Below are 23,496 nucleotides of genomic sequence, written 5' to 3' on the forward strand. Positions count from 1 at the left end.
TTACTGATTTCTTTTTCGGCCAAGTCTCGTCTTGAATACCTATAATTCACACTTGTTTTATTGGAATTAATTTGATAATATGTGAGCGATATCACATTTTTCTTAAGCGACCAAGGTGCCGAGGGCAAAAAGCCACATCAGGCACTTTTTTTGTTTCATGTAGAAGAGGAAGGAATGAAAGCAATGGGAGAAATGAAACGTACTGTGTTTATACGCTTGTTGGCTCAATTAACGATTGCAGTCATTATTGTAGCTATAGTTATTGGGGCGTTGGTATTTCGCTACACGAACAGCTTACTAAAAGAGAAGACCATTACCACTAATGGAGAACTTCTTATACAAACGGAGAAGATTGTGAAACAAGCACTTGAAGAGGCGCAGAAAACGGCAACTTCGATTGCGATGAATACAGACGTTCAAAGATCAATTTGGTTCCAGTGGAAGCCAGAAGAGGATTTTTCCTATTTGAAAAACACGAGTGATCTGCTGATGGATAGTGTGAATTCTTCCAATTATATTGATTCTATCTATATATATAGTATTGCCAATAATAAGCTTTTATCGGATTCGGGTATTACAAACTTCACTAGCTCTCCATTTGAATACGAGATCGATTCCTTTATACAAAAGAAAATGACTTCTACATGGCTGTCTTTGAGTCTCCCAAATTCTTTGGGGAAGGAAGAAAACATGATTAGTTTTTTAACGAACGTTCCCCTGCAAAACTTAAATAAAAGAGGTGTGTTGATTGTTAATTTAAAGGAGGACATCCTTTACAATGCTGTTATCAACACGAATCAAAGCAAGCTTGGCAACGTTGCTATATTAGACCAAAGTGGAGATGTCTTATCCTACAAAGATAAGAATCTAATTACGAGCGGACTGGGCTTGGATAGTATCACAGATCAAATAAAGAGTCATAAGCAAGGTTCACTTACTCTGGATATCGATGGGGTAACTAATTTGGTTTCTGTTTGGACATCGCCATTTAATGGCTGGATTTACATTGCACTCAACCCCATCGCAGAAGTGTTCAAGCACTCTAATGAAGTAATCATGTTAACACTGACGGCCTCGATCATAGGTATTGCTGTAGGGTCTTTGCTTGCTATTGTAATATCCAGAAATTACTCCAAACCCGTTCAAAAGATGGTAACAACAATCAGTCAGCTACATAATGAAAACAATGAAATGAGAGTCAAATTTCAACATCAGCATCTCATTATGAGGGATCATCTCCTACTTAGTCTTCTTACCGGTAAAAAGGATGATGATAATGATGATTTAATTCAACAATTGAACTATTATCAAATCCCGTTAGAGCAGCATTGTTTTGTTGTCTTAGCGCTGCGTGTCCATCTGCCGCAAGTTGATGATGCAGAAAAAGCACAACACATACGTGACACCTATCTTTTCCGTTTTCGGACGATATGCGAGTTGATGATCGAGAGATTCGGGAAGGGCGCTTATTTAAGTGATTACCAACAGGACATTATGATTATGAATGCTAAACAATGGGGGGATTCTGATGAGCAATCGCATCAACAAGCGAAGTTGCTGGCTTACGAATTGAAGTGCGCGGTCGCCGAAGAACTGATAGGAACCGAACTCACGATAGGAATAGGAGGCCGTTACGAACAGCTATCAGAGATAACTTTATCTTATCAGGGGGCAACAGAAGCACTCTTATACGAACGAATTGCAGGAATCGGCGGTATTGTATCGATTGATGAATTGCAGCTTAATCCTTCGAATCGTAATCGATTCATTACGTATCGTCAGCAAGCAGATCAGATGATCGTTCATTTAAAAGGAGGGCATCTCGATAAAGCCTTACAGTCGAAGAATATGATGTTCAAGCAGCTCAAAACAAACAAGCAGTCAGATTATGCCTACAAGGACATGATATTGCATTATTTACTTAATAACATCATGATGATTTGCTTAGAGATGTCAGGGAAAGAAGGGAAACCGGAAGAGAAAGATAATCTCTATCTTGCATTTAATCGGTTGCAGTCGCTAGAGGAGATTGGGGTGTGGTTTGAGGGTGTGTTTGAAACTATTGTGGCGGAGCTTCAGCGTAAACACGAGAATAAAAACGTTGAAGTGATCAATAAGCTAACGGACTATATTAGAGAACATTATCGTGAACCGATCAATCTGCAAACCGTGGCTGATTTGGCTTATACGAACAGTCAATACTTCTCAAAAGTATTTAAAGAAGTGAATGGCACATCATTTATTGAGTATTTGTCGAGAATTCGTGTAGAAGAAGCTTGCCGTTTATTAAGAGAGACGGATCAAACTATTATTATGGTCGCAGATGCAACAGGATTTGTTCAAAAGCAGAATTTACTGCGCGCATTCCGGAAATATACGGGCCAAACGCCTAGCGAGTATCGCAATAATGCTGTCCTGCATCGATTAAATAATATGAATGTAGATCAAGTGTAGAATGGCTCACTCCTCCCTAAATCGGAAACAATTAGCGATAATTCATACTTAACATTAAAAATGATACCTGATAAAGGCGGAAAATGAACACCAAAATGTATTTTTGAGTCTTGAGTGAGTCAACCGCCTCACTTATGATGTTTATAAATCCGACATAACCACTGTGTTAAGTTAGAAAGGAGGTTAAAAAAACGTGAGGCGACTTTTTCGATACCGCTATCTGTATATCATGTTACTTCCAGCAATACTCTACTATGCAATCTTTCATTATTACACGATGTACGGAGCGCTGATCGCATTTAAGCAGTTTAGCTTTTCGAAAGGTATTATGGGCAGCCCATGGGTTGGACTTACGCATTTTGAATATTTGTTTCAATTAGATAAGTTTTGGCAGGTATTTGAGAATACAGTTCTCATCAGCTTGTATCGGCTTATATTTGGATTTCCCTTGCCACTCTTTGTGTCTATTCTTCTATTTGAAGTTAGAAACCTATTCTTTAAAAGATCCATTCAAACTGTTATTTACCTGCCACACTTTATTTCATGGGTGATCATGGGAGGATTAATAATTAATCTGCTATCCATTAATGGCGGGGTCATTAATGAGGTAATAAGGAAGTTTGGTGGAGAATCGGTTGGATTCTTGACGGATGAGAGCTACTTTCGCAGCGTGCTTGTTGGATCGATGATTTGGAAGGAATTTGGCTGGAACACTATTATTTATATGGCTGCTCTTGCAGGAGTGAATCCAAGCTTATACGAAGCGGCGGTAGTGGACGGAGCGAGCCGTTTGAGGCGTATATGGCATATTACTCTCCCTAGTATTCGGAGTACGATCATTATTCTGTTCATTCTACGAATAGGCAGTATGATGGAAGCCGGATTCGAGCAGATATTCGTGCTCTATCATCCGGGCGTATACCGCGTAGCAGATATTATCGATACCTATGTGTATCGGATCGGTTTAACCGAGGGGAAATACAGTTTATCGACTGCGGTAGGCTTGTTTAAGTCTGTCATTAATTTTGTTTTACTTATAGTCGCTAATCGGCTTGCACGAAGATTCGGAGAAAGAGGCATCTATTAGGCAAGGTTAAAAGGAGGATTACTCGATGTCCCGTATGGGGTTTGGCGGCAAATGTTTTGAAATAGCCAACATGTTGTTCCTGCTTTTGCTTGGTTTGCTCACACTATATCCTTTCTGGGACTCCTTTGTTGTATCGATTAGTCCGATGGAGAGCAGCTTATCCTCTAATTTTCATTTTATCCCAGAAAAGATAACCTTCGAAGCCTACTTAGCTGTTTTAAATTTGAAACAATTATGGTCTTCTTATTCCGTCAGTATATTTATAACCGTTGTCGGTACTATTATCAGCATGATTATTACAACGCTAGCTGCGTACGCACTCTCTAAACGGGAGCTCCCCGGAGGACGTACATTCATGTTCTTGATTATATTTACGATGATGTTCAGTGGAGGTATTATTCCTAATTACATTGTAGTGAGACAGCTTGGAATGATGGATACCATCTGGGCCATGATCATTCCGACAGCTGTGACAACCTATAATTTGATTATTATGCGTAGCTTCTTCGACGGATTTCCGAAAAGTCTCGAGGAATCGGCACGTATAGACGGTTGCAATGATTTTGGAATACTACTAAGGATCGTGCTGCCCTTATCTATGCCTGTAATTGCGACCGTATCGCTATTCTATGCGGTTGCCCGTTGGAACGATTTTTTCACGGCTGTTATGTACGTTGTTGACAAGGATCTCTGGCCGCTGCAATTGTTTCTCCGATCCATCCTCATCGACAACGAAGCTGCGTTCCAATCAGGAGGAGACAGTCTTTTCCTACTGGGACAACCGGCTAAGATGGCGGCAATCATGATTACTACCGTCCCGGTTATGCTTGTCTATCCATTCTTTCAGAAGTATTTTGTACAAGGCGCGATACTCGGAGCGGTCAAAGAATAACAGCGATTGAAGGGATGATGGAAATGTTGAGAAAGAAAAGTTGGTATTTCATCGCTATTGCTACAATTATGATTGTAACCACAGGCTGCAATACTTCTAATTTGAACACTAACAGCAATAGTAATCCTTCAAATGCTGCTGACAAAATTGTGTTTCTTACGACAGGAGACAGCGCGGCGCAAGCGATTCAAAAGGATGATCGCATTATCGCAGAAATCAATAATCGTCTTGGGATCGACTTAGAGGTTAGGGTTGTACCTGAGGCTAGCTTCGAGAAAGTTAACGTAGCCATGGCCACGGGAGATTATCCGGATGTTGTGACCATTAATTACCCTTCAGCCTCTCTCAGCCAATGGATTAATGAAGGTCTTGTTATTCCACTAAACGACTATCTTCCATCGATGCCGACGGTCAAGGAAACGCTCGAGCGAGATCTCCTATGGACGGCGATTGACGGTCAATTCTACGGATATCCTTTTATTGAATCACAGAGGTCCAATTATACCCTCGCTTACCGCTCAGATTGGCTTGAGACGCTTGGACTTGAGCCGCCACAAACATTAGATGAATTCCGTCAGGTGCTAAAAGCGATAACAATGGAAGATCCTGATCGTAACGGTAAAGACGATACGTATGGGATAACAGCTCAAAAGAGTTCGGGAGTTTTTGCGGATTTTAATTTTGTTCACTACGCTTATGGCCTCGAGCACGGGGACTGGGTGTTGAACAACCAGGGTGAAGTGGCACCAATCTTCGAGCATTCTGGCTTTAAGCAAGGATTGCAATATCTGAGTGAATTATGGCAGGAGAAGCTGATCGACCCTGAATTTCTTCTGAATGATACACAACAAAGAGAACAAAAATTCTATCAGGGTAAGGTTGGTTTTATGGGAACTCCATTATTTAGACATGTAAATCGACTGGAGACCAATTTACAGAAGGTGAATCCGCAGGGGAAGCTTGGTTATACTTCACCTCCTGCAGGACCGAAAGGCGATCGGGGTATGTCCTCTGAGAAGAAGAGTGGTCTATTTACTGCGGTTACAAGTGCGGCGAAAAACCCGGAAAAAGCAGCACAATTCATTGAATTTATGCTCTCTAAAGAAGGACGCGATCTGTTAGAGCTAGGAATTGAAGGTATACACTATACAAAAGAGGGCGATAAGGTCATCTACAATGAGGAAGAGCGTGCTATAGACAGCTTTGCTGCAAACGGTTGGGCTCATCCACTCGCTTGGGGAAGCGTCGTATGGCCGCTCACGAATAATTATTTACCTTTAACTGAGCCCCAGGCTGATCGTGCAAAAGAATCTGTTGAAATTGCTTCTAACAACGTAGTATCTAATCTTGTGGACAAAACAACGCAAGCAGAGATTGATCATGGTGGCGTACTAGATGAGCTGTTTAACCAGTACTATATCGATATAATAACAGGCAAAATGGAAATAGATGCCGGGCTTGCGGAGTTATCGAAGAATTGGCGTGATCAAGGCGGGAATGAAGTGTTGGAAGCCGTCCAAGAAGCGTATACGGCTCAGCAATAGGATGATTCTCACGTTAAATAGGGAGGAACTGTGTGATACATGACTTCATCAAAAGAAAATAAACCGAATATTGTATTTATTCTGAGTGATGACCAAGGTGCCTGGGCAATGGGATGCGCTGGAAATACGGAAGTTCGCACACCTTCACTTGACCGGTTGGCGGCAGAGGGGATGCGATTTTCTAGCTTTTTCTGCACCTCTCCCGTTTGCTCACCAGCACGCGCTTCTCTAATGACAGGACGCATTCCATCGCAGCATGGAGTACATGATTGGATTCGCTCCGGTAATGTAGGCGAGCGCCCAATCGAGTATTTACGAGATCAAACCGCCTATACCGAACTACTTGCTGCTGCGGGGTATACTTGCGGAATTAGCGGAAAGTGGCATCTTGGTGATAGCCTTCGCCCTCAGAAAGGCTTTTCACATTGGTACGTTCATCAGCAAGGTGGCGGTCCGTATTATGATGCGCCAATGATTCGAGATGGGGAAATGGTTACTGAATCCGGATATCTAACAGATGTAATTACAGATGACGCGTTGCATTTTCTAGATCAACAGGGCGATGATAGCCCGTTTTATTTAAGCGTTCACTTCACGGCCCCGCACAGCCCATGGATCGACAGTCATCCGCAGCATCTAATCGATTCTTACGAGGATTGCGAATTTGAATCATGTCCACAGGAGCCAAGACATCCTTGGTCGATTCCTACAGCCCCATGGGGAGAAGATTGGCGTGAGAATCTGAAGGGATATTACGCAGCGATAACTGCTATGGATGAGAATATCGGACGAATTATAGATAAGCTGGAGGAAAGAGGCTTGCGCGAAAATACGTTGATTTGCTTCTTGGGTGATAACGGCTTTAATTGCGGGCAGCACGGCATATGGGGCAAGGGTAACGGTACGTTCCCACAGAACATGTTCGATACTTCGGTTAAAGTACCCGCTATCTTCAGTCATCCGGGACGTATACCACAGGGGCTTGTCTGTGACCATTTGGTGAGCGGTTATGATTTTATGCCGACACTTCTGGAATACGTCCACCTAAATAATACGGAAGCAAACAGTCTACCAGGAAAGAGCTTCAACTCCCTGCTTGAGGGAGAGAATAACAGCACTAGCGTCAACGATCATATTGTTATCTTTGATGAATATGGTCCCGTACGCATGATCCGGACACGTGAGTGGAAATATGTTCACCGTTATCCATACGGACCACATGAGCTGTACGATTTGGTTAACGACCCGAATGAACGGAACAACTTGATTGACGATCCGGTCACTGAACAAAAACGCATCCGTATGAAGGCTCACCTGGAAAGTTGGTTTGTACGTTACGTTGACCCTGCAATGGATGGAGTTCGCGAGCCTGTGACCGGTTATGGGCAAGTCCAATTGGCAGGAGTCAAGGGAGAGGGCCAGCAAGTCTATTCTGATCAATGAATGAAGCTATAGTTTGAGAGGAGTAACATATGCCTAAGAGATATCGTTACCAATTCAACCTGCTTAGCGACAATGCAAATGACGGGAATCCCTCGACACGTTGGGCCGCAAGCAGTGGTGCCTTGTCGCAATGGTGGCAAGTGGATCTTGGTCAGGTGAAGTAAATTAATCGAACGAACATTAATTTTAAATGACAAGAAACTCGAAAATACGGTTATAAAATTCAAGTATCTACTGATAACGAAACCTTTACGCCTGTGGTATCAGATACACTATCTGTTACTCTCGGAGATACCGTAAATCTTTTTGAAACCGTAAATGCAAGGTATGTACGAATTACAATCAGTGGTGCAACACCATCAAACTTCTGGGCTTCCATTAGGGAAGCAAGCGTCTTTTATGATGCAGAGCCGACTCCTGAAATATACTAGACGTTATCAAAATACCTTGCTACTCAGTCTACATATGGTTCACTCTACCGTTCAATTCTAAGGTAGAGTGAACCATATATACTAGAATTTTATGTAAAATAGATTATAATGATATGTAATTTTGCTTACATTTAACATACTCTTATGTTTTAGTGATATAACAGTAAGAAACAGGGTGACCGTGTTCTACTATAATGAGTCGATTGTTTGGCCGAACATACATACACATTCTCCGAAAGGTTGTGATTTCATGTTGAATTATACGAATACCACCAAAGAACTCTTTGAAAGCGGTATCGATACAGCAATTATCTCGATCGGCGCTACTGAACAGTTTGGTCCTTATTTGCCTATGCATTTGGATAATTTAATCGCTGAAAGATATGCTGAAGTATATGGCAGAGCGTTAGGTGCTTATGTACTCCCTACTCTACCTTTTAATACTTCTGAGGAACATGCGAACTATAAAGGAACGGTAACCATTAGTCCGAACTTAATAACAACCATGATAGAAGAAATTATGGCCGGGTTAATGAGACAAGGATTCAAGAAGTTTGTTATTTGCTCAGGTCATGGCGGTTCTTATTGGGAAGGGGCATTCATTAAGCACATTAATTATAAATATCCTGAAATAATAGTCATTCATCCTCATCATCATCATGATGCATGGTCAGTTGCCATTCAAGCAGCAGAATTAGAAGGATTAGATGAAATGCACGGAGGTTTATTGTCGGTATGTACTGCCATGTGGCTGTGCCCCGATAAGGTCAAATTAGAATCGATGGGATCGAATATACCTAGTGAAAATAAACAATACGCTGATTTTATGGGCTGGGATAAGTTAACCTCAGACGGGTGTTGGGGTAATTTTGATCCAGAATTATATACTCCGGAAGAGTTAGCTCTTAAGGGAAAGATATTTTGGAGTACCTTTATGGAGAGAAAAGCCGAAGGGCTTAAAGAACTTTTAGAAGATGCGTATAACAGAAAGACTCAAGGTGGAAAAACCTGTAAAAAGTCAGAACTTAGGAGAAGACGATATGAACCAATTAATTAATGAAGCTGTCATAAAACTAGCAGAAAACATTCAATTACCTGAAAGGGTATTTCATATTGATGATTTACCTTGGGTTCCTTTTGATGAAGGAGAAGAAGAGGAAGTTAACTGTTATTTTAAACCTCTAAGATTTGATCTTTCTACGGGGACTTGGACGTACCTTTTTAAAATAAAAAGCAATAAAGTATTGACCCCTCATCGTCATACGGGTGGTTCAGTTATTGGTTACAACATACAGGGACAATGGAGATACGAAGGGCGTAACTGGACCGCGAAACCAGGGACTTTTATTTTTGAGCCTCCAGGAGATATACACACTCTGATTACTGAAGATGAAGAGGTCATTACATTATTCATCTTAGGTGGTTCACTTCAATATTTTGACGCAAATAATAGAGTTATTGGTCAGGATGATATCTATACCGTATTAAAGAAGTATAAGGACTATTGCAATGAAAAAGGAATAGAAATAGTGGATGATCTTATTTATTGAATTGTACTCTGAAGGCTTAGACATCGTATAACAATGTAATTTCAATGTGGACTAACTCTGGGGAGTACCTTTCAAGCATTAAAGGTGGTGTTTATTTTGCGGTTATTTTATAAAGAGTCAGGTGATTTAGAAAATCCTCTCATTGTTTTTTTACATGGGGGAGGAGTCAGCGGTTGGATGTGGGAGAAGCAATTGGAATGCTTTCATGATTATCATTGCTTAGTTCCGGACTTACCTGGACATGGCCTCAGTTCAAAAATGGAATTTTCTATTACTAGCAGTGCGGAAGAAATATTGAGTTTAATTCTAGCGAAAGCACAAGGTAAAAGAGTGATTCTAGTCGGATTTTCTTTAGGTGCACAAATCGCTATTAAAATACTCAGTCTGAATCCAGATCTAGTAGATTATGCAATAATAAACAGTGCACTTGTTAGGCCTGTTCCATTAGCTACTAAAATTATTAATCCTACGATCCGTTTAACGTATAGGTTAACTAAAAATCGTGCCTTTTCGAAGATTCAAGCTAAACAGTTATATATCGGAGATCAAATGTTTGAGACGTATTATAAAGAAACAACGGATATGGAGCGGAACACTCTTATCAAAATTCTTGAAGAAAACATGTCTTTTCGTATACCGAAAGATTTCAGTAGGTCTAAAGCAAAGATTTTAATTACGGTTGGAAATCACGAAAAACAAATAATGAAAAAATCTGTATCAGATTTATTAGACAAAAATATGAATTGTAAAGGGTTAATCATACCGAGTGTTGGTCATGGGGTATCCCTTGCTTTACCTGATTTATTTAACAAGATGGTTGATGCTTGGATTCATGACAGAGAATTACCGAGTAGTCTGATCCCTGTCACACGGTAATGGAGTAAAAGAGTCATGGAAGCCTTTTTTGTATGGGAGGAATAGTGGAAATGTATTTTGTTCTAGGAATGATCCTGAGTGCGGTAGTTTTTTTGCTTCTTACGTTAACTAGTGGAGAAATGGGAGGACTCATTTTTTTATTCATACTAGCTGGTTTAATAGGATCTCTGTACGGTGAAAATCAAAAATTAAAAGAGAGAATAAATAATATAGAAAAGTTCCATGGGATAGATGAAGCAAGTGAATTAAACATGGATGATGAAGAAATTGAAAAAGAATTAGAACAATATATAGAACCGAGAGAAAATAATAATTAATGGAGTTGAATGCGGACTTGTAAGGAAGGAGACGAAATGAAGAATAGCCAATTATCGATACCAAGTACCTTAGTCAATTTATCAGAATTAATTAAAACGACAAAAATTGATAAAGGAAGACATTATCAATCGCTGTATATAGCTGTATATATTAGAATTTAGTAATTCTGCAAAGTACGTACTGAAAGTAAAGAACATTAATGAGTATGGTAGTTTATTACGTGAAGCAGAAAGACTAAAATGGGCACATAAAACCATTCCAACTCCTAAGGTAATCGGTTACCAGGTGGAGAATGGTAAGGAATACTTAGTTATGACTTATATAGCAGGATCTACTTCTGAAGAGTATCAGCAAAAAGAAGGACAAAAAAGTCTAGGTTATATTTTGGGAGAAGGCTTAAGAACAATACATAATGTCCCCATTAACCATTGCGATTTTACTGATTTATTATCAGATAAACTAATTGATATGGTGAAAATGAATATGAATGAAAGAGAGAGCGAAGTCAGAGTTGCTATTTACAACATATTTCCCAATCTTACAATGGAGCAACTAATTGACTTTTTAGAGTAGAATAAAGCACCTGTAGATGAATTAGTTTTTACCCATGGTGATTATGGCTCTGGGAATGTGATGATCAATGATGGCCGCATTGAAGCATTTATTGATTTGGGGGATTCAGGTATATCAGATCCCTATTATATCTGAGTTGAATGAGAGCAGAATGAAATTTCATCTTATTATCGACACTTTATTATTGTAATTCTATCGCAGACGTCCTATAACCAATTACAAGGGAGAGGGTTGCTATATTTCTAGTTTATTGGCGATATTTTCTCTATGTCATCGATCATAAGTTAAATGTATTGATTGAATGCTGGAAAGAAGGATTATATATCGAGGGCATCGTACATGATATGTCTAAATTTTCACCTAAAGAGTTTGCTCCTTATGCACGTAAATTCTATTCAAATCAAAAAAATGAGAATATAGAATTAGCGTGGAGATATGCATGGCTGCATCATCAAAACCATAATAAACACCACTGGGAATACTGGATCGTAAATAAAGACACTAAAGAAGCTTTACCGATGCCTAAGAAATATATGATCGAAATGGTTTGTGATTGGAGATCGTTCTCAAGAAAATGGGGACGTAAGGTTAAAGACTCTAATTTGGTAGAAAGAATGGTGAACTCTAACAACATCATATTACATCCAGATACTAGGGAAGAACTCGAAAGATTCATAAAGAAAAAATAACATCAAACATAAAGCTATATATAACCGTTTTAAAACATAAAAGGAGTATTATATGAAACGAATATTTATCATTATTATTAGTGTGTTCTTACTAGCCGGATGTTCAAAATCGAAAACAGAATCATTAATTGATGAAGTTAAGCAATTAGATAATGAGAACTCCGTTGTAGATGTACTGGTAAGCAATCTGGATCCTTTAGGGAACAATGCTGAGTTACAATTCTCAGTTCGAAATGATAAAGATGGTTTTGAGGGAAATTTAATATTTGATGTAATCGACGAGATATTTGATCTTGAAGAAGTTATTACTACAAAACCAGAAATACCTGAATATAACACCGGTTTAACTTTCTCGGCACAAAGAAAAGAAGACTTGAAGCTTTATGAAATCCAAATGATGGTCGATTCTGAATTGAAATATGTAAAGTTGTTCAATGTTCAGTCTGAGAATATAAAGGTAGATTACAACAAATTTTATCATTTAACTGAAACGCTCAAAGCGAATATTCAAGAAATTATAAATTTTGAAAAATAACATAAAGATCCTGTTCAAAGGGAAGGTCAGCAGATGAACGTCGCCATTATGAAAGCTGCTCTAAGCGATAGAACATTGATAGAGAATTTATTGCAGTTATATGTCTATGATTTTACGGAATATACGGATGCTTCGATTGGTGAAAATGGTGTATATCAAATTATGCCGGATTTTGAATCGTACTGGTCGGATGAAAGTAGTCAACAAGCGTATGTTATTAAAGCGAATGGTGAAATCGCAGGGTTTATGATGACGAAGGAAAAAGATGAGACTCAGAGCGATCATGTTCTGTCTCATTTTTTTATACTTCGAAAGTTCCGAAGAATGGGAGTAGGCAGAAAAGCAGCTGCTTGCTTATTAAAAGGCTCTGATCGAGCATGGGAGTTATGTCAGCTGGAAGGTAATATTCCCGCGCAGAAGTTCTGGGATCAGATCATAGACGAAGTATCTTACGGAGAAGTAAAGATAAAAAGAGAAAACGGAAGAAGATATCAAAATTTTATTTGTAAGTAGAGCGTATTGATGACTGAAAGATCAAACCGACTTAGGAGGCTAATATATTGCAGGGTTACAATGTTCTCATGGTATATAGTTATGATTTACATAAAGTTCTTATGTGCAGACGCTTAAGAGAGCCTTATAAAGGGCTTAGTAATTTTGTTGGCGGTAAGATTGAATCTGGAGAAAGCGGTATGGAAGCGGCATATAGAGAGTTATTAGAAGAGACAGGGATACCTCAGGAAGCTATTGTATTACATCATTTGATGGATTATAAGTACTATTTACAGGATTGTTATGTGGAGGTTTATGTGGGTCAATTAAAGTACGATGTAGAAATCTTTGGTGACGAGAATGATCTATATTGGTCCGGTTTAGATGAAGATTTTTTTGATATGTCGTTATTCGCAGGTGAGGGAAATATAGGACATATGATTGAACAAGTGAAAATGTATGAAGATAAAATATTCAATGTACATACTGATAAATTGCATATGTAAGAGAAGGGCTAATTAAAAATAACAAGAAAAATCAAACACAAAGGGAGTTATAAAAGATGCCAATTTGTATAAATCAAAAAGGTGATATTTTTGAAGAGATTATTGATCTGCCCGAAGATAGAATTGATCAATTGACATTAAATCACCCGATAACTCATGCATTAGTAGTAGCAAGAAATAGAGATGGTTTTTTACTACTATTTAATCACTGGAAACAAAACTGGGAACTCCCGGGTGGGGTTCGTGAAGCAGGAGAAAGTCTTAGAGCTTGTGCATTACGAGAGATGCTGGAGGAAACGAATCAAATACCAAGGAGAATCGATTTCAGAGGGTTAATGAAATTCAAATTAAAGAATGGAAAAACAGAATACGGCGGTCTTTTTAGTGCAGATATTGATAACGAAAGACCATTTTTAGATAACGAAGAAGCGGAGAAGATGATCTACTGGGATTTACATACGGACATAGGATACATAGATGAAATTGACAAGGAACTGTTGAAATACTACTAGGCCGAATTGGGCACAACTCTAATGGATTTTCAAATGAATATCCCGTAGGAACGAAACTGTATAAAATAAGAGGAATAGATACAGCAGAGAATATTGCAATTGAATCAGAGCAAGGACGGTACATAAACGCTAAAAACAACGGCAAATACAAGGGTAAATGAACCTGATCACGAATCGAAGAGGGTGAACGATATGAGGGATTGTTATGAACTGCATCATGTTATTATTGAAGAATCTACGATTGGCAACTTACAAGCTGCCATGGAGAAGAATGAACTTAGTTCCAGAGACCTTGTTATGTATTACTTGCACCGAATTGCAGCCTATGACCAAGATGGTCCAAATATAAATTCAGTTATGGAAATAAACCCTGACGCGTTTTTCATCGCGGAGGCATTAGATTATGAAAGAAAAACCGTGGGGGTTAGAGGACCATTACACGGAATTCCAGTTCTGCTTAAGGATAATATAGAAACAAACGATAAAATGCGTACAAGTGCTGGGGCAATTGCTTTGGAGAATCATATCAGTTCAAGAGATTCTTTTCTTGTTCAGAAGTTAAGAGAAGCGGGTGCTGTTATTCTAGGAAAGACGAACATGACAGAATGGGCTAATGGGATGTCTACGGAGATGTGGGCGGGATACAGTTCAAGAGGAGGACAAGTCCAAAACCCCTATGGTGACTTTTTTGCGGGAGGTTCAAGCACAGGTTCTGCTGCAGCGGTAGCAGCAAATTTCACTACGGTTTCAATAGGGACCGAAACTTCTGCATCCATATTAAGTCCCGCTATTCAGAATTCGATCGTGGGTATAAAGCCGACAGTTGGACTGATCAGCCGTTCGGGGATCATCCCTTTTTCTTATTCACAAGATACCGCGGGTCCTATGGCGAGAACGGTTACGGATGCAGCCATCTTACTGGGTGCACTCACAGGGAAAGATGAGAATGACTCCGCAACCTGGAAAAACCCAAATTCGAATCTAGACTATACGACGTTTTTAGATGGTGATGGATTAAAGAATGCAACCATAGGTATCTTCAGAAATGTACATATAGATCGGTATCGTGATGCAGATGAATATGATGCGGAATTGTTTGAAGATGCGGTAATAAAGTTACAACAAGCGGGCGCCAATATTGTAGAAGATATAGAGATCCCATCGTTTCATAGAGAGTGGGGATGGAACAAGATAAATTACGAGTTTAAACATAGTGTTGAAAATTACCTACGGAGTCTTCCGCCTCATATTCCGGTCCATTCTCTTCGTGAACTGATTGATTGGAACGAACAGAACGCTGAAAGGGCACTCAAGTATGGACAAAATCTTTTAGAGCATAAAGAACAATTAGACAATCCACTCAAGAATTCAAAATACATAGTAGAAGTGATATCTGATTTATACCAATCACAAAATAACGGTATTGATTACGCAGTAAATAAGTATGGTCTAGATGCAATCCTTTTTCCATCTTATGTAGGTGCAGATATCAGTGCTAGAGCAGGCTATCCTTCGATCGCAGTTCCTGCGGGTTATAAAGACAGCGGAAGACCATTTGGAATTACCTTTGCAGGTACAGCATTCAGCGAACCTACTCTGATTCGTATCGCATTTGCATTTGAGCAATTTACTGCATGTAGAAAAAAACCGAACCTGTAGGCTCTATCCCGAATCTCCATCTTCATAAAAAGGAGGAAGTCTATGATAAAGCGTATATTATCAATCATACTAATCATATCATTGGTACTAATTGAGTTAGGATCATTTCACTCTTCAAAAGCTTATGCTTGTAGTTGTGCCTTTGTTGAGGCAAAGGAGAAATTAGAACTCTTTTCTGCAGTATTTGAAGGGACAGTCATTGATATAGGGGAAACGAAGAGTTCTTCCCAGTATAGTCAGGTGCGAGAATATACATTTGCTGTGGAGAGAGCATGGAAGGGTGTTAAGGATAAGAATATTACCGTCTTCAGTCTAGATGGCGGTTCAAATTCATGTGGTTTTCAGTTCAGTAAAGATCGAACCTATCTTGTGTATGCGAGTCAGGATAAAGATGATACGCTGGTAACGAGTCTTTGCAGTAACAACCTTCTAAGTTCGGAAGCAGGAGAAGATCTAAAGCAATTAGGAGCCGGACAGCTCATAAATAGTAATAATGAAGAAGACATTCCATCCTCAGTTACTCTATATATCATTTTGTCTCTCATTTTATTATTAATCATCGTAGCGGTATGGAGGATTAGAATAAGAACAAGGAAATGAGGTTATCTGTTACCGCTTGAAGGAACCGTTCCATCTCCAGCGAATTACAGATTGTTGATAACGTTTTCAAATTGAGTGGATATGGTGAGGATGAATTATGAAAAATCGTTTCCGATTTTCTTTGCGATTCAAATTTATTACCGGATTCTCGTTGATTATGGTGCCACTTGTCTTGTTCCTTTACTTCAACAACGTCTATGCTATGGGTGTCGTGCGGGATCAGGTCTCTCTGACGAATCGCAATTATGTTATTAAGAATGTGGAAGAAAATGAACGGATCCTGAAGGAAACGAATCGATATTTATACAGTCTGGGAGAACAGGACCCTGATATCATTTCGCTATTTTTCTTGCCGTATGGAAGCGGTGATTACACAATTGCCAAGCAGCGGATTGTCAACAAGTTCAGAACGGATCTCGGATTTTATGATCTGCTGGATGGTTTATTTCTATATGATATCGTCCATCAGGACACGGTCCTTGCTACGCAAAATGGATATGATGAAAAAATCACAGCGATTGAAGAACTGATGCCGGAGGCTTCTCGTAGAAGTGCTAATGTTCCTACGTATAAGTGGGAGATTGTTCAGATCAAAGATCGTTATCATCTCGTGAAAACGGTGCGAATTAATGAGCAGTTTATTGCCGGGGCATGGGTACCAATAGACAGTCTCAATCAGCGGGTCCACAGCACAGAATGGGGAGAAGGCGGCGGCTCGGTAATTTTATCAAATCGGGGAACTCCATTATCCAGCACGGAAATACCAGGGGAAATCGTACGACTGGCTTCACAAAATAAATCAGCCCTCACTTCGTTATATCAGGTCGTGGAACAAGGTGAAGAACATGAACGTTATCTAATGATCGGCGTACCTGCTCATGAGGCAGTCATTAACTATGTGGTCATGTTGCCAGAGTCGAGTATTATGCGCAACTTGCCTGCATTCCAGCAGATTATCCGCCTGCTCCCTTTTGCCGCATCCATTTTACTTCTTCTGGTGCTCTTCTTTCTAAGACAAGTTCTGTTCAAACCAATGAATACACTGATCCGAGGGATGAAAAAGGTCAGCCGAGGGGAACTGGATGTGAAACTCGGTCCATCGTCTTCTCCAGAATTCACATTTGTAACGGAAACCTTCAATCAGATGACCGCAGAGGTACAGGACTTAAAAATCGGTATGTATGAAGAGCAACTCCGTGTTCAAGAGGCGGAACTCAAACAACTACAAATGCAAATCAATCCTCATTTTTATTTAAATTCACTTCATATTATTCACAGTTTAGCAGCCTTGCATAAAAATGATCTAGTTCAGAAAATGGCAGAACACCTAGCTGGTTATTTTCGCTTCAGCATGCAAGCCGACCGCAGCTTAATTCCTATCAAAGACGAACTAAAACATGTAGAGAACTATCTTGAAATTCAAAAACTGCGATTTCCGCATCGACTACAGTACGAGTGGGAACTAGACCCAAGATGTGAAGAAATCCTTCTTCCTCCTTTAACCCTTCAGCCCTTTGTTGAGAATAGTGTGCTCTACGGTTTCAAGAAGGGAAGAGATATACTCTGTATTACGATAAGGGTCATCTATTTACCAGAAGAGGAACAGCTCTTGATACGGATTCAGGATAATGGTTCGGGTTTCCCAGAAGATGTGCTTGCCAGGCTGCAGGAGGGTGAATATACGCCCGAGGAAAAAACGGGGAAAAGTATTGGCATCTGGAATGTACAGCATCGTCTACGGAAAATGAAAGACGCGAATGCAGAGCTTTATTTTGATAATGAAATCGGCGGCGGAGCGGATGTGCAGATAAAAATGAACTGTCATAGTCAATTACCACCAGGGGAGGAGATAACGAATGTACAGCTTGCTCATCGTGGATGATGAATATTATGCAGTTGAAGCTATGCTGCATGCTGTGGATTGGAAAGGAATCGGTATTGATCATCTCTATACAGCGATGTCAGCGGATGAAGCTCGAAGCGTACTCATCAACAACCAGATTGATATTATGATCTGTGATATTGAAATGCCGGAAGAAGACGGATTATCTCTTCAGATCTGGGTTCAGCAGCATGCAGCACAGGTGGAGACCATTTTTCTGACGGGTCACGCCGAGTTTTCGTATGCACAAAAAGCGATTCAGCTGCACAGCTTCGATTATCTCTTGAAGCCTATTGCTTCAGCCAGCTTAATGGAAACTGTCAAACGAGCATTAGAAAAACGAATGCAGAACCTTGAGTTCACTAAATTAACTGAAACTTATGAGGCTTATGCAAAAGAAGATCAATCCTGGAAACCAAAGCGAATGACCCGATTCTGGAAAGATCTCTGTTCTTCTCGTTATCCCATGAATGAAGCGAAAATTAAGGAATTAAAGTTAATCTATCATGTGGATATCGATCCAGGGACCTTCATTCTGCCAATATTGTTTCGCGTGGAAGCATGGCTAAGAAAGTTCCCTGATAAAGACCTTGATATTATGGAGTTTGGACTGTGTAATGCGGCGGAAGAATTCGTTCTGAATGGGAGTATGGGTGATGCCATAGCGGATCAGCGCGGTTATGTTCTCGTCTTGTTATATGCTTCTGATCCGCCCCCGCAAGTTCCAGATACACTGGAACTCACTTGTAAGGATTATATGGCTAGGTGCACTGCATATTTGTCATGCCGTTTGTCCTGCTACATTGGGGAATGGACATTGCTAACGAATATGCCGGAGTCTTACCGAAAGTTGAAGCAGGTCCACAGGCATAACGTGGCAGGCAGTGACGGAGTTCATTACATGCTGCCGAGTTTAGAGAAACAAGCCTCTACATCTGAGCTTATCCCTCTGCCGTGGGCATCTGACATATCACTACTTATGGAGACAGGAAAGATAAAGGAAGTATTATATAAAGCAGACGAACTCATTGATTGGATCGAGGATCAAAAGTATGTATCAGCAGAGCTTTTGCAATCTTATTATCATGCAATGCTCCATTCCATTTACCCTTTACTTCATAAGAAAGGCATTTCGCTTCATCGTATTTATCCTGCAGAAGAACCACTGGAAGCAGATGTAACGAGATCCTTAGCCGCACTTCGGGAGTGGGCACATGATCTCATCTCTCGAGTGGGCCTACTGCTTCATCCGAACGGAGAGGACACGCACTCAGTAGTAAAACAGGTATGTCTATATATTGATGCGAGGCTGGAATATGATCTGGGGAGAGAAGAAATCGCGGAATTCGCCCGGTTTCATCCAGCTTATCTATCAAGACTTTTTAAGAAGGAAACAGGGATCTCCCTTAGTGACTATATTCTTCAAGCAAGGATAAAAAAAGCACAAGAGCTACTGCTGAACACAAACTCTACAGTTACAGAAATAGCAAGCAAAGCAGGTTATGTAAATTACACTCATTTTACTAAAATGTTTAAGAAATATACGGGTCTTACTCCCCAGCAATACCGTAGACAGAACGGGAATAAGACAGATAAAGAGCGGACGCTGTGAGCGTTTCGCTTTTTTTTATACCAGATGTCATCAAATGACACAATAAGAGGTTACGATACCGAGTATTTGGTTGGCGGCTTGAATCTTATAATGAAGTTAACCACTGAAGCGAGAGGGTGAACAGTGAACTTATACAAAGAGGGAAAGGTGTAGAGCAATGCCAAAGCCGATAAAGAAAAAGAAAACCATGCTGTACAATCTGGGCAAATACAAAGTGCTGTATCTCATGTTTTTGCCAGGGGTTGTGTTTCTGCTGATTAATAACTATTTGCCGATGTTTGGAGTCATTATCGCATTCAAAAATGTGAACTACACGGACGGGATTCTCGGAAGTCCTTGGGCTGGACTGGAAAATTTTAAGTATCTGTTCGGCACATCGGATGCGTGGGAAATTACACGGAACACACTGGCGTACAATGTTGTGTTTATTCTGCTGAATCTGGTGCTCGGCGCTGGTCTTGCTATTTTGCTGAGTGAAGTAAAAGGAAGATTTACTTCTAAGTTCTATCAGTCGGTCATGCTGCTACCATACTTTCTATCCATGATCGTGATTAGTTATCTGGTACTCGCTTTTCTAGGAAAAGACTCGGGGTTCATGAACACAAGCTTTCTGCCGTTCTTTGGCAAGGAACCTATAGACTGGTATTCTGAACCGGAATACTGGCCGTATATTTTACCCTTTGTGAATACCTGGAAAAACATTGGATACTATGTGGTCATCTATCTGGCAGCTGTCATCGGAATCAGTGAAGAGTATTATGAGGCAGCCGTACTTGATGGTGCGAGTAAGTGGAATCAGGTTCGCTTTATTACAGTCCCGTTCCTTTATCCACTGATGATCGTCATGACCTTACTGCAGATCGGCCGTATTTTTTATGCGGATTTTGGTTTGTTCTATCAGGTTCCGCTCGAATCCGGCGCTCTGTTCCCAGTAACGAATGTACTTGATACCTATGTCTATCGTACGTTCCTCGTCGGTGGTGACATTGGTATGTCTTCAGCAGCGGGGCTGTACCAAGCGGTTGTCGGTTTTGCACTTGTGCTGCTGTCCAATTCCATTGTTCGTCGTATCAATAAGGATAACGCACTATTTTAGAAGGAGGAGAGTTCTTTGCATATGGGTCCCACCGATAATCCGCTTCATGTCTCCAAACGATCAGGAGTTGTCATTCATGCTTTTTTCATCTTCTATGCAGCTCTGTGTATCTTGCCACTCATACTTGTGCTCTCTATCTCGTTATCCGATGAAACGACGGTCATTGCGAATGGATACCGGTTTATTCCAGAGACATTTAGTGTAAGCGCTTATGAATTTTTGTTCAAAGATATGGATCAGATCATTCGATCGTATGGAGTATCTATTTTCGTTACGGTCGTGGGTACTGTGATCAGCGTTGCCCTTACGGCTTGTTATGCTTACCCGCTTTCCAGAAGTGATCTGCCGTATCGTGGATTCTTCGCATTCTTTATTTTCTTCACGATGTTGTTTAATGGCGGTTTGGTACCCTGGTACCTGGTCTATGTGAACTTGCTGGATCTTAAAAATACCATATGGGTATTGATCATGCCGATGCTCATGTCACCGTTTTTTGTGCTCGTCATGCGTACCTTCTTTTCAAGTTCGATTCCAATGTCGATTCTGGAGTCGGCCCGTGTGGACGGCGCAGGGGAATTTCGTACCTTTGTAAGGATTGTTCTTCCTCTGTCTCTGCCGGTACTTGCAACGGTTGCCTTATTCAGCACACTGAATTATTGGAACGATTGGTATCTCAGCATGATCTTTATTTCTGACAATAAAACGATCAGTCTTCAGTATCTCATGTACCGAACACTGCTTGATATCCAGTACCTTACTTCGAACTCCAATGTGGCTTCGCAGATTTCTTCACAGGGAGGTATGCTGGACCTGCCGAATAAGACTTTGCAAATGGCTATGGCTGTTGTTGGGATCGGACCGATTGTCCTCGCATATCCTTTCTTCCAGCGTTATTTTATCAAAGGGCTGACCGTCGGTGCGGTAAAAGGCTAGATAATGAAACAGAAGTCCGTACGGAAAATGATAAAAAGAAAGTCTGGTCAGAATTAGAACAAGGAAGTTGTATAAAAAAGAATTCATTTCTAAATGCGTAAATTATATAAGGGAGGTCATGTCATGACCGGGTTTCAAGTCGGACGATTAGTCAAACGGAAAAGATCCATTATTTTGGCAACATTCACTGCATTTGCACTGGTTCTCAGCGCATGTTCGGGAGGTGGAAGTACTGCACCAACGGATGAGCCTAAGACGGGTGGAAAAGCGGAAGTGAAAACGGAAAAGTCCTATGAAGTATCTTTGTTCTACCCAGGGACACCGCAGAAAGATGTAGAGAAAGTACAGGCCGAGATTAATAAATATATAGAACCTAAAATCGGAGCCACACTGAAAATTAACGCGATTGACTGGGGACAATGGGACAATAAGCTCAATCTCATGATCTCGTCTGGTGAGAAATCAGATATTATTTTTACGGCAGCATGGCAGAATTACACCGTGAACGTTGCTAAAGGTGCCTTCTTACCATTAAACGATCTGCTGGATAAAGCCGGTCCGGACATCATTAAGAACCTTGACCCTGCATTCCTGGAGGGATCGAAGGTTGATGGGAAGAATTACGGTGTTCCTACCAATAAGGAACTAGCGGCAACTCGCGGTGTACTCGTTAGAAAAGATTTGCTCGAAAAGTATAACCTCGATATCACGAATGTGAAGACTTGGGCCGATCTTGAACCGCTGCTTAAAACGATTAAGGATAACGAACCTAGCGTAACTCCGTTTTATATGTCCAATTCTACTGGCAACGGACTATTAGATAACCTGGATTGGGACTATCTTGGTGATGCATCCGTTCCTGGCGTCATTCGCAAAATCGGTTCTGACACGACGGTGATGAACGAAGTGGAGACCCCTGAATTTAAAGAAGCAGCTGCACTTGCTCGCAAGTGGTATGAAGCTGGATATATTAATAGTGACTCTGCAACTTCTACAGTATTCCCGAAAGATCAGGCGAAAGCCGGCAAAGTCTTCATGTGGACAGACGGAATGAAACCCGGAAAAGACAAGGAAGAAGAGAGCTATGTTGGCTTCCCGCTGACTCAGATCGAACTTACACAGCCTACGATTACCACAGGAGATGCATCGGGAGCCATGCTTGCTCTGTCTCGTACTTCGGAGAATCCAGAAAAGGCAATGGCAGTCATTAACCTGCTTCATTCTGATCCGTATGTGAATAATTTGCTCAACTTTGGTATTGAGGGCGAACACTATGTGAAAAAAGAAGGCAGCGAAAATATCATCAGCCTGCCTGAAGGCACAGATCCAAACAACCGGACCTACAACCCAGGAGCACAGTGGCAGCTCGGCAATCAGTTCCTGAACTATCTATGGGACAATGAAGATCCTGAAAAATGGGCGAAATTCAAAGATTTTAATGCAAGAGGTGTAAAATCACCAGCACTCGGATTTACGTTTAACAGCCAGTCTGTCAAAAATGAGATTGCTGCGGTGAATAACGTCAACAAGCAGTTTAAACCAGCACTTACTTCCGGGGCAGTAAATCCAGATGAAATGATACCAAAATATGCTGAGAAATTGAAAGCTGCTGGGATCGAAAAGATTATTACAGAGAAACAAAAACAGCTCGATGCCTTTTTGGCAGGCAACTAGTCTTAAACCGTGATTTTCATAGAAGAACTGTACCCGAGAATGTGGGTACAGTTCTTTTTTTATCAAACTTACCAGGGTATACAAGATCATAGTTTGGCCGAATTATTTTCACAAATATCGTGTTATTGCTTCCATATT

At 40.5% G+C, this 23,496-nt stretch carries 21 protein-coding genes and 2 pseudogenes; all 23 read left to right on the plus strand.

All coding sequences use genetic code 11. The features are described from left to right. The first annotated feature begins 81 nt into the window (after positions 1–81). Positions 82–2,454, plus strand: coding sequence for a helix-turn-helix domain-containing protein (locus tag H9647_RS26170; RefSeq protein WP_191800973.1), 2,373 nt, complete (start codon positions 82–84; stop codon positions 2,452–2,454). Positions 2,455–2,647: 193 nt separating this feature from the next. Next, complete coding sequence (locus tag H9647_RS14060; RefSeq protein WP_318245311.1) at positions 2,648–3,541, plus strand: ABC transporter permease; 894 nt, start codon at positions 2,648–2,650, stop codon at positions 3,539–3,541. 25 nt (positions 3,542–3,566) lie between these two features. Next, positions 3,567–4,433, plus strand: coding sequence for a carbohydrate ABC transporter permease (locus tag H9647_RS14065; RefSeq protein ID WP_191800976.1), 867 nt, complete (start codon positions 3,567–3,569; stop codon positions 4,431–4,433). 23 nt (positions 4,434–4,456) lie between these two features. Beyond that, complete coding sequence (locus H9647_RS14070) at positions 4,457–5,977, plus strand: extracellular solute-binding protein (RefSeq protein ID WP_191800978.1); 1,521 nt, start codon at positions 4,457–4,459, stop codon at positions 5,975–5,977. Positions 5,978–6,016: 39 nt separating this feature from the next. Continuing rightward, the gene (locus H9647_RS14075) at positions 6,017–7,420 is read left to right on the plus strand and encodes a sulfatase-like hydrolase/transferase (protein WP_191800980.1); all 1,404 of its coding nucleotides are present in this window, start codon (positions 6,017–6,019) and stop codon (positions 7,418–7,420) included. 29 nt (positions 7,421–7,449) lie between these two features. Beyond that, positions 7,450–7,851, plus strand: a pseudogene (locus tag H9647_RS25785) (discoidin domain-containing protein). A 250-nt stretch (positions 7,852–8,101) separates the two neighbouring features. Then, positions 8,102–8,908: a creatininase family protein gene (locus H9647_RS14090; protein ID WP_191800982.1), complete on the plus strand. Its 807-nt coding sequence runs from the start codon at positions 8,102–8,104 to the stop codon at positions 8,906–8,908. Continuing rightward, the gene (locus H9647_RS14095; RefSeq protein WP_191800984.1) at positions 8,892–9,401 is read left to right on the plus strand and encodes a 2,4'-dihydroxyacetophenone dioxygenase family protein; all 510 of its coding nucleotides are present in this window, start codon (positions 8,892–8,894) and stop codon (positions 9,399–9,401) included. Before H9647_RS14090 ends, H9647_RS14095 begins: the two co-directional genes overlap by 17 nt. A gap of 96 nt (positions 9,402–9,497) precedes the next feature. After that, complete coding sequence (locus H9647_RS14100) at positions 9,498–10,277, plus strand: alpha/beta fold hydrolase (RefSeq protein WP_191800986.1); 780 nt, start codon at positions 9,498–9,500, stop codon at positions 10,275–10,277. A gap of 50 nt (positions 10,278–10,327) precedes the next feature. Beyond that, positions 10,328–10,594, plus strand: a complete 267-nt coding sequence (locus H9647_RS14105) for a hypothetical protein (RefSeq protein WP_191800988.1) — start codon at positions 10,328–10,330, stop codon at positions 10,592–10,594. Between the two features lie 148 nt (positions 10,595–10,742). Beyond that, positions 10,743–11,303, plus strand: a pseudogene (locus H9647_RS14110) (phosphotransferase). 101 nt (positions 11,304–11,404) lie between these two features. Continuing rightward, a complete protein-coding gene (locus tag H9647_RS14120; protein WP_191801364.1) occupies positions 11,405–11,857 on the plus strand; it encodes a DUF5662 family protein in 453 nt (150 codons plus the stop codon). A 52-nt stretch (positions 11,858–11,909) separates the two neighbouring features. Further along, on the plus strand, positions 11,910–12,392 hold the full coding sequence (locus H9647_RS14125) for a putative periplasmic lipoprotein (RefSeq protein WP_191800990.1): 483 nt from the start codon (positions 11,910–11,912) through the stop codon (positions 12,390–12,392). Positions 12,393–12,425: 33 nt separating this feature from the next. After that, positions 12,426–12,905, plus strand: coding sequence for a GNAT family N-acetyltransferase (locus H9647_RS14130; protein ID WP_191800992.1), 480 nt, complete (start codon positions 12,426–12,428; stop codon positions 12,903–12,905). 47 nt (positions 12,906–12,952) lie between these two features. Beyond that, on the plus strand, positions 12,953–13,390 hold the full coding sequence (locus tag H9647_RS14135) for an NUDIX hydrolase (protein WP_191800994.1): 438 nt from the start codon (positions 12,953–12,955) through the stop codon (positions 13,388–13,390). A 56-nt stretch (positions 13,391–13,446) separates the two neighbouring features. Continuing rightward, complete coding sequence (locus H9647_RS14140) at positions 13,447–13,902, plus strand: NUDIX domain-containing protein (protein ID WP_191800996.1); 456 nt, start codon at positions 13,447–13,449, stop codon at positions 13,900–13,902. Between the two features lie 192 nt (positions 13,903–14,094). Beyond that, the gene (locus tag H9647_RS14145; RefSeq protein ID WP_191800998.1) at positions 14,095–15,561 is read left to right on the plus strand and encodes an amidase family protein; all 1,467 of its coding nucleotides are present in this window, start codon (positions 14,095–14,097) and stop codon (positions 15,559–15,561) included. A 42-nt stretch (positions 15,562–15,603) separates the two neighbouring features. Further along, the gene (locus tag H9647_RS14150) at positions 15,604–16,161 is read left to right on the plus strand and encodes a hypothetical protein (RefSeq protein WP_191801000.1); all 558 of its coding nucleotides are present in this window, start codon (positions 15,604–15,606) and stop codon (positions 16,159–16,161) included. 97 nt (positions 16,162–16,258) lie between these two features. Further along, positions 16,259–18,043, plus strand: a complete 1,785-nt coding sequence (locus H9647_RS14155) for a histidine kinase (RefSeq protein ID WP_191801002.1) — start codon at positions 16,259–16,261, stop codon at positions 18,041–18,043. Then, positions 18,018–19,655, plus strand: coding sequence for a response regulator transcription factor (locus H9647_RS14160; RefSeq protein WP_191801004.1), 1,638 nt, complete (start codon positions 18,018–18,020; stop codon positions 19,653–19,655). The genes H9647_RS14155 and H9647_RS14160 overlap by 26 nt, the downstream gene beginning before the upstream one ends. A gap of 157 nt (positions 19,656–19,812) precedes the next feature. Beyond that, positions 19,813–20,751, plus strand: a complete 939-nt coding sequence (locus H9647_RS14165; RefSeq protein ID WP_191801006.1) for an ABC transporter permease — start codon at positions 19,813–19,815, stop codon at positions 20,749–20,751. A gap of 21 nt (positions 20,752–20,772) precedes the next feature. Continuing rightward, a complete protein-coding gene (locus H9647_RS14170) occupies positions 20,773–21,684 on the plus strand; it encodes a carbohydrate ABC transporter permease (RefSeq protein ID WP_191801366.1) in 912 nt (303 codons plus the stop codon). A gap of 123 nt (positions 21,685–21,807) precedes the next feature. Continuing rightward, positions 21,808–23,358 (plus strand): ABC transporter substrate-binding protein, encoded by a 1,551-nt coding sequence (locus tag H9647_RS14175; RefSeq protein ID WP_191801008.1) that lies wholly within the window; start codon positions 21,808–21,810, stop codon positions 23,356–23,358. The last annotated feature ends 138 nt before the right edge of the window (positions 23,359–23,496 follow it).

Origin of the sequence: Paenibacillus gallinarum, assembly GCF_014836635.1 — a bacterium.
Classification (GTDB): domain Bacteria; phylum Bacillota; class Bacilli; order Paenibacillales; family Paenibacillaceae; genus Paenibacillus; species Paenibacillus gallinarum.

Bases quoted from the DNA above. Each gene is read 5' to 3' on its own strand.
- H9647_RS14170 (WP_191801366.1), top strand. From the start codon at position 20,773: ATGGGTCCCACCGATAATCCGCTTCATGTCTCCAAACGATCAGGAGTT.
- H9647_RS14090 (WP_191800982.1), top strand. From the start codon at position 8,102: ATGTTGAATTATACGAATACCACCAAAGAACTCTTTGAAAGCGGTATC.
- H9647_RS14150 (WP_191801000.1), top strand. From the start codon at position 15,604: ATGATAAAGCGTATATTATCAATCATACTAATCATATCATTGGTACTA.
- H9647_RS14175 (WP_191801008.1), top strand. From the start codon at position 21,808: ATGACCGGGTTTCAAGTCGGACGATTAGTCAAACGGAAAAGATCCATT.
- H9647_RS14095 (WP_191800984.1), top strand. From the start codon at position 8,892: ATGAACCAATTAATTAATGAAGCTGTCATAAAACTAGCAGAAAACATT.
- H9647_RS14165 (WP_191801006.1), top strand. From the start codon at position 19,813: ATGCCAAAGCCGATAAAGAAAAAGAAAACCATGCTGTACAATCTGGGC.
- H9647_RS14125 (WP_191800990.1), top strand. From the start codon at position 11,910: ATGAAACGAATATTTATCATTATTATTAGTGTGTTCTTACTAGCCGGA.
- H9647_RS14105 (WP_191800988.1), top strand. From the start codon at position 10,328: ATGTATTTTGTTCTAGGAATGATCCTGAGTGCGGTAGTTTTTTTGCTT.
- H9647_RS14130 (WP_191800992.1), top strand. From the start codon at position 12,426: ATGAACGTCGCCATTATGAAAGCTGCTCTAAGCGATAGAACATTGATA.
- H9647_RS14145 (WP_191800998.1), top strand. From the start codon at position 14,095: ATGAGGGATTGTTATGAACTGCATCATGTTATTATTGAAGAATCTACG.
- H9647_RS14065 (WP_191800976.1), top strand. From the start codon at position 3,567: ATGTCCCGTATGGGGTTTGGCGGCAAATGTTTTGAAATAGCCAACATG.
- H9647_RS14070 (WP_191800978.1), top strand. From the start codon at position 4,457: ATGTTGAGAAAGAAAAGTTGGTATTTCATCGCTATTGCTACAATTATG.
- H9647_RS14140 (WP_191800996.1), top strand. From the start codon at position 13,447: ATGCCAATTTGTATAAATCAAAAAGGTGATATTTTTGAAGAGATTATT.
- H9647_RS14160 (WP_191801004.1), top strand. From the start codon at position 18,018: ATGTACAGCTTGCTCATCGTGGATGATGAATATTATGCAGTTGAAGCT.
- H9647_RS14155 (WP_191801002.1), top strand. From the start codon at position 16,259: ATGAAAAATCGTTTCCGATTTTCTTTGCGATTCAAATTTATTACCGGA.
- H9647_RS14075 (WP_191800980.1), top strand. From the start codon at position 6,017: ATGACTTCATCAAAAGAAAATAAACCGAATATTGTATTTATTCTGAGT.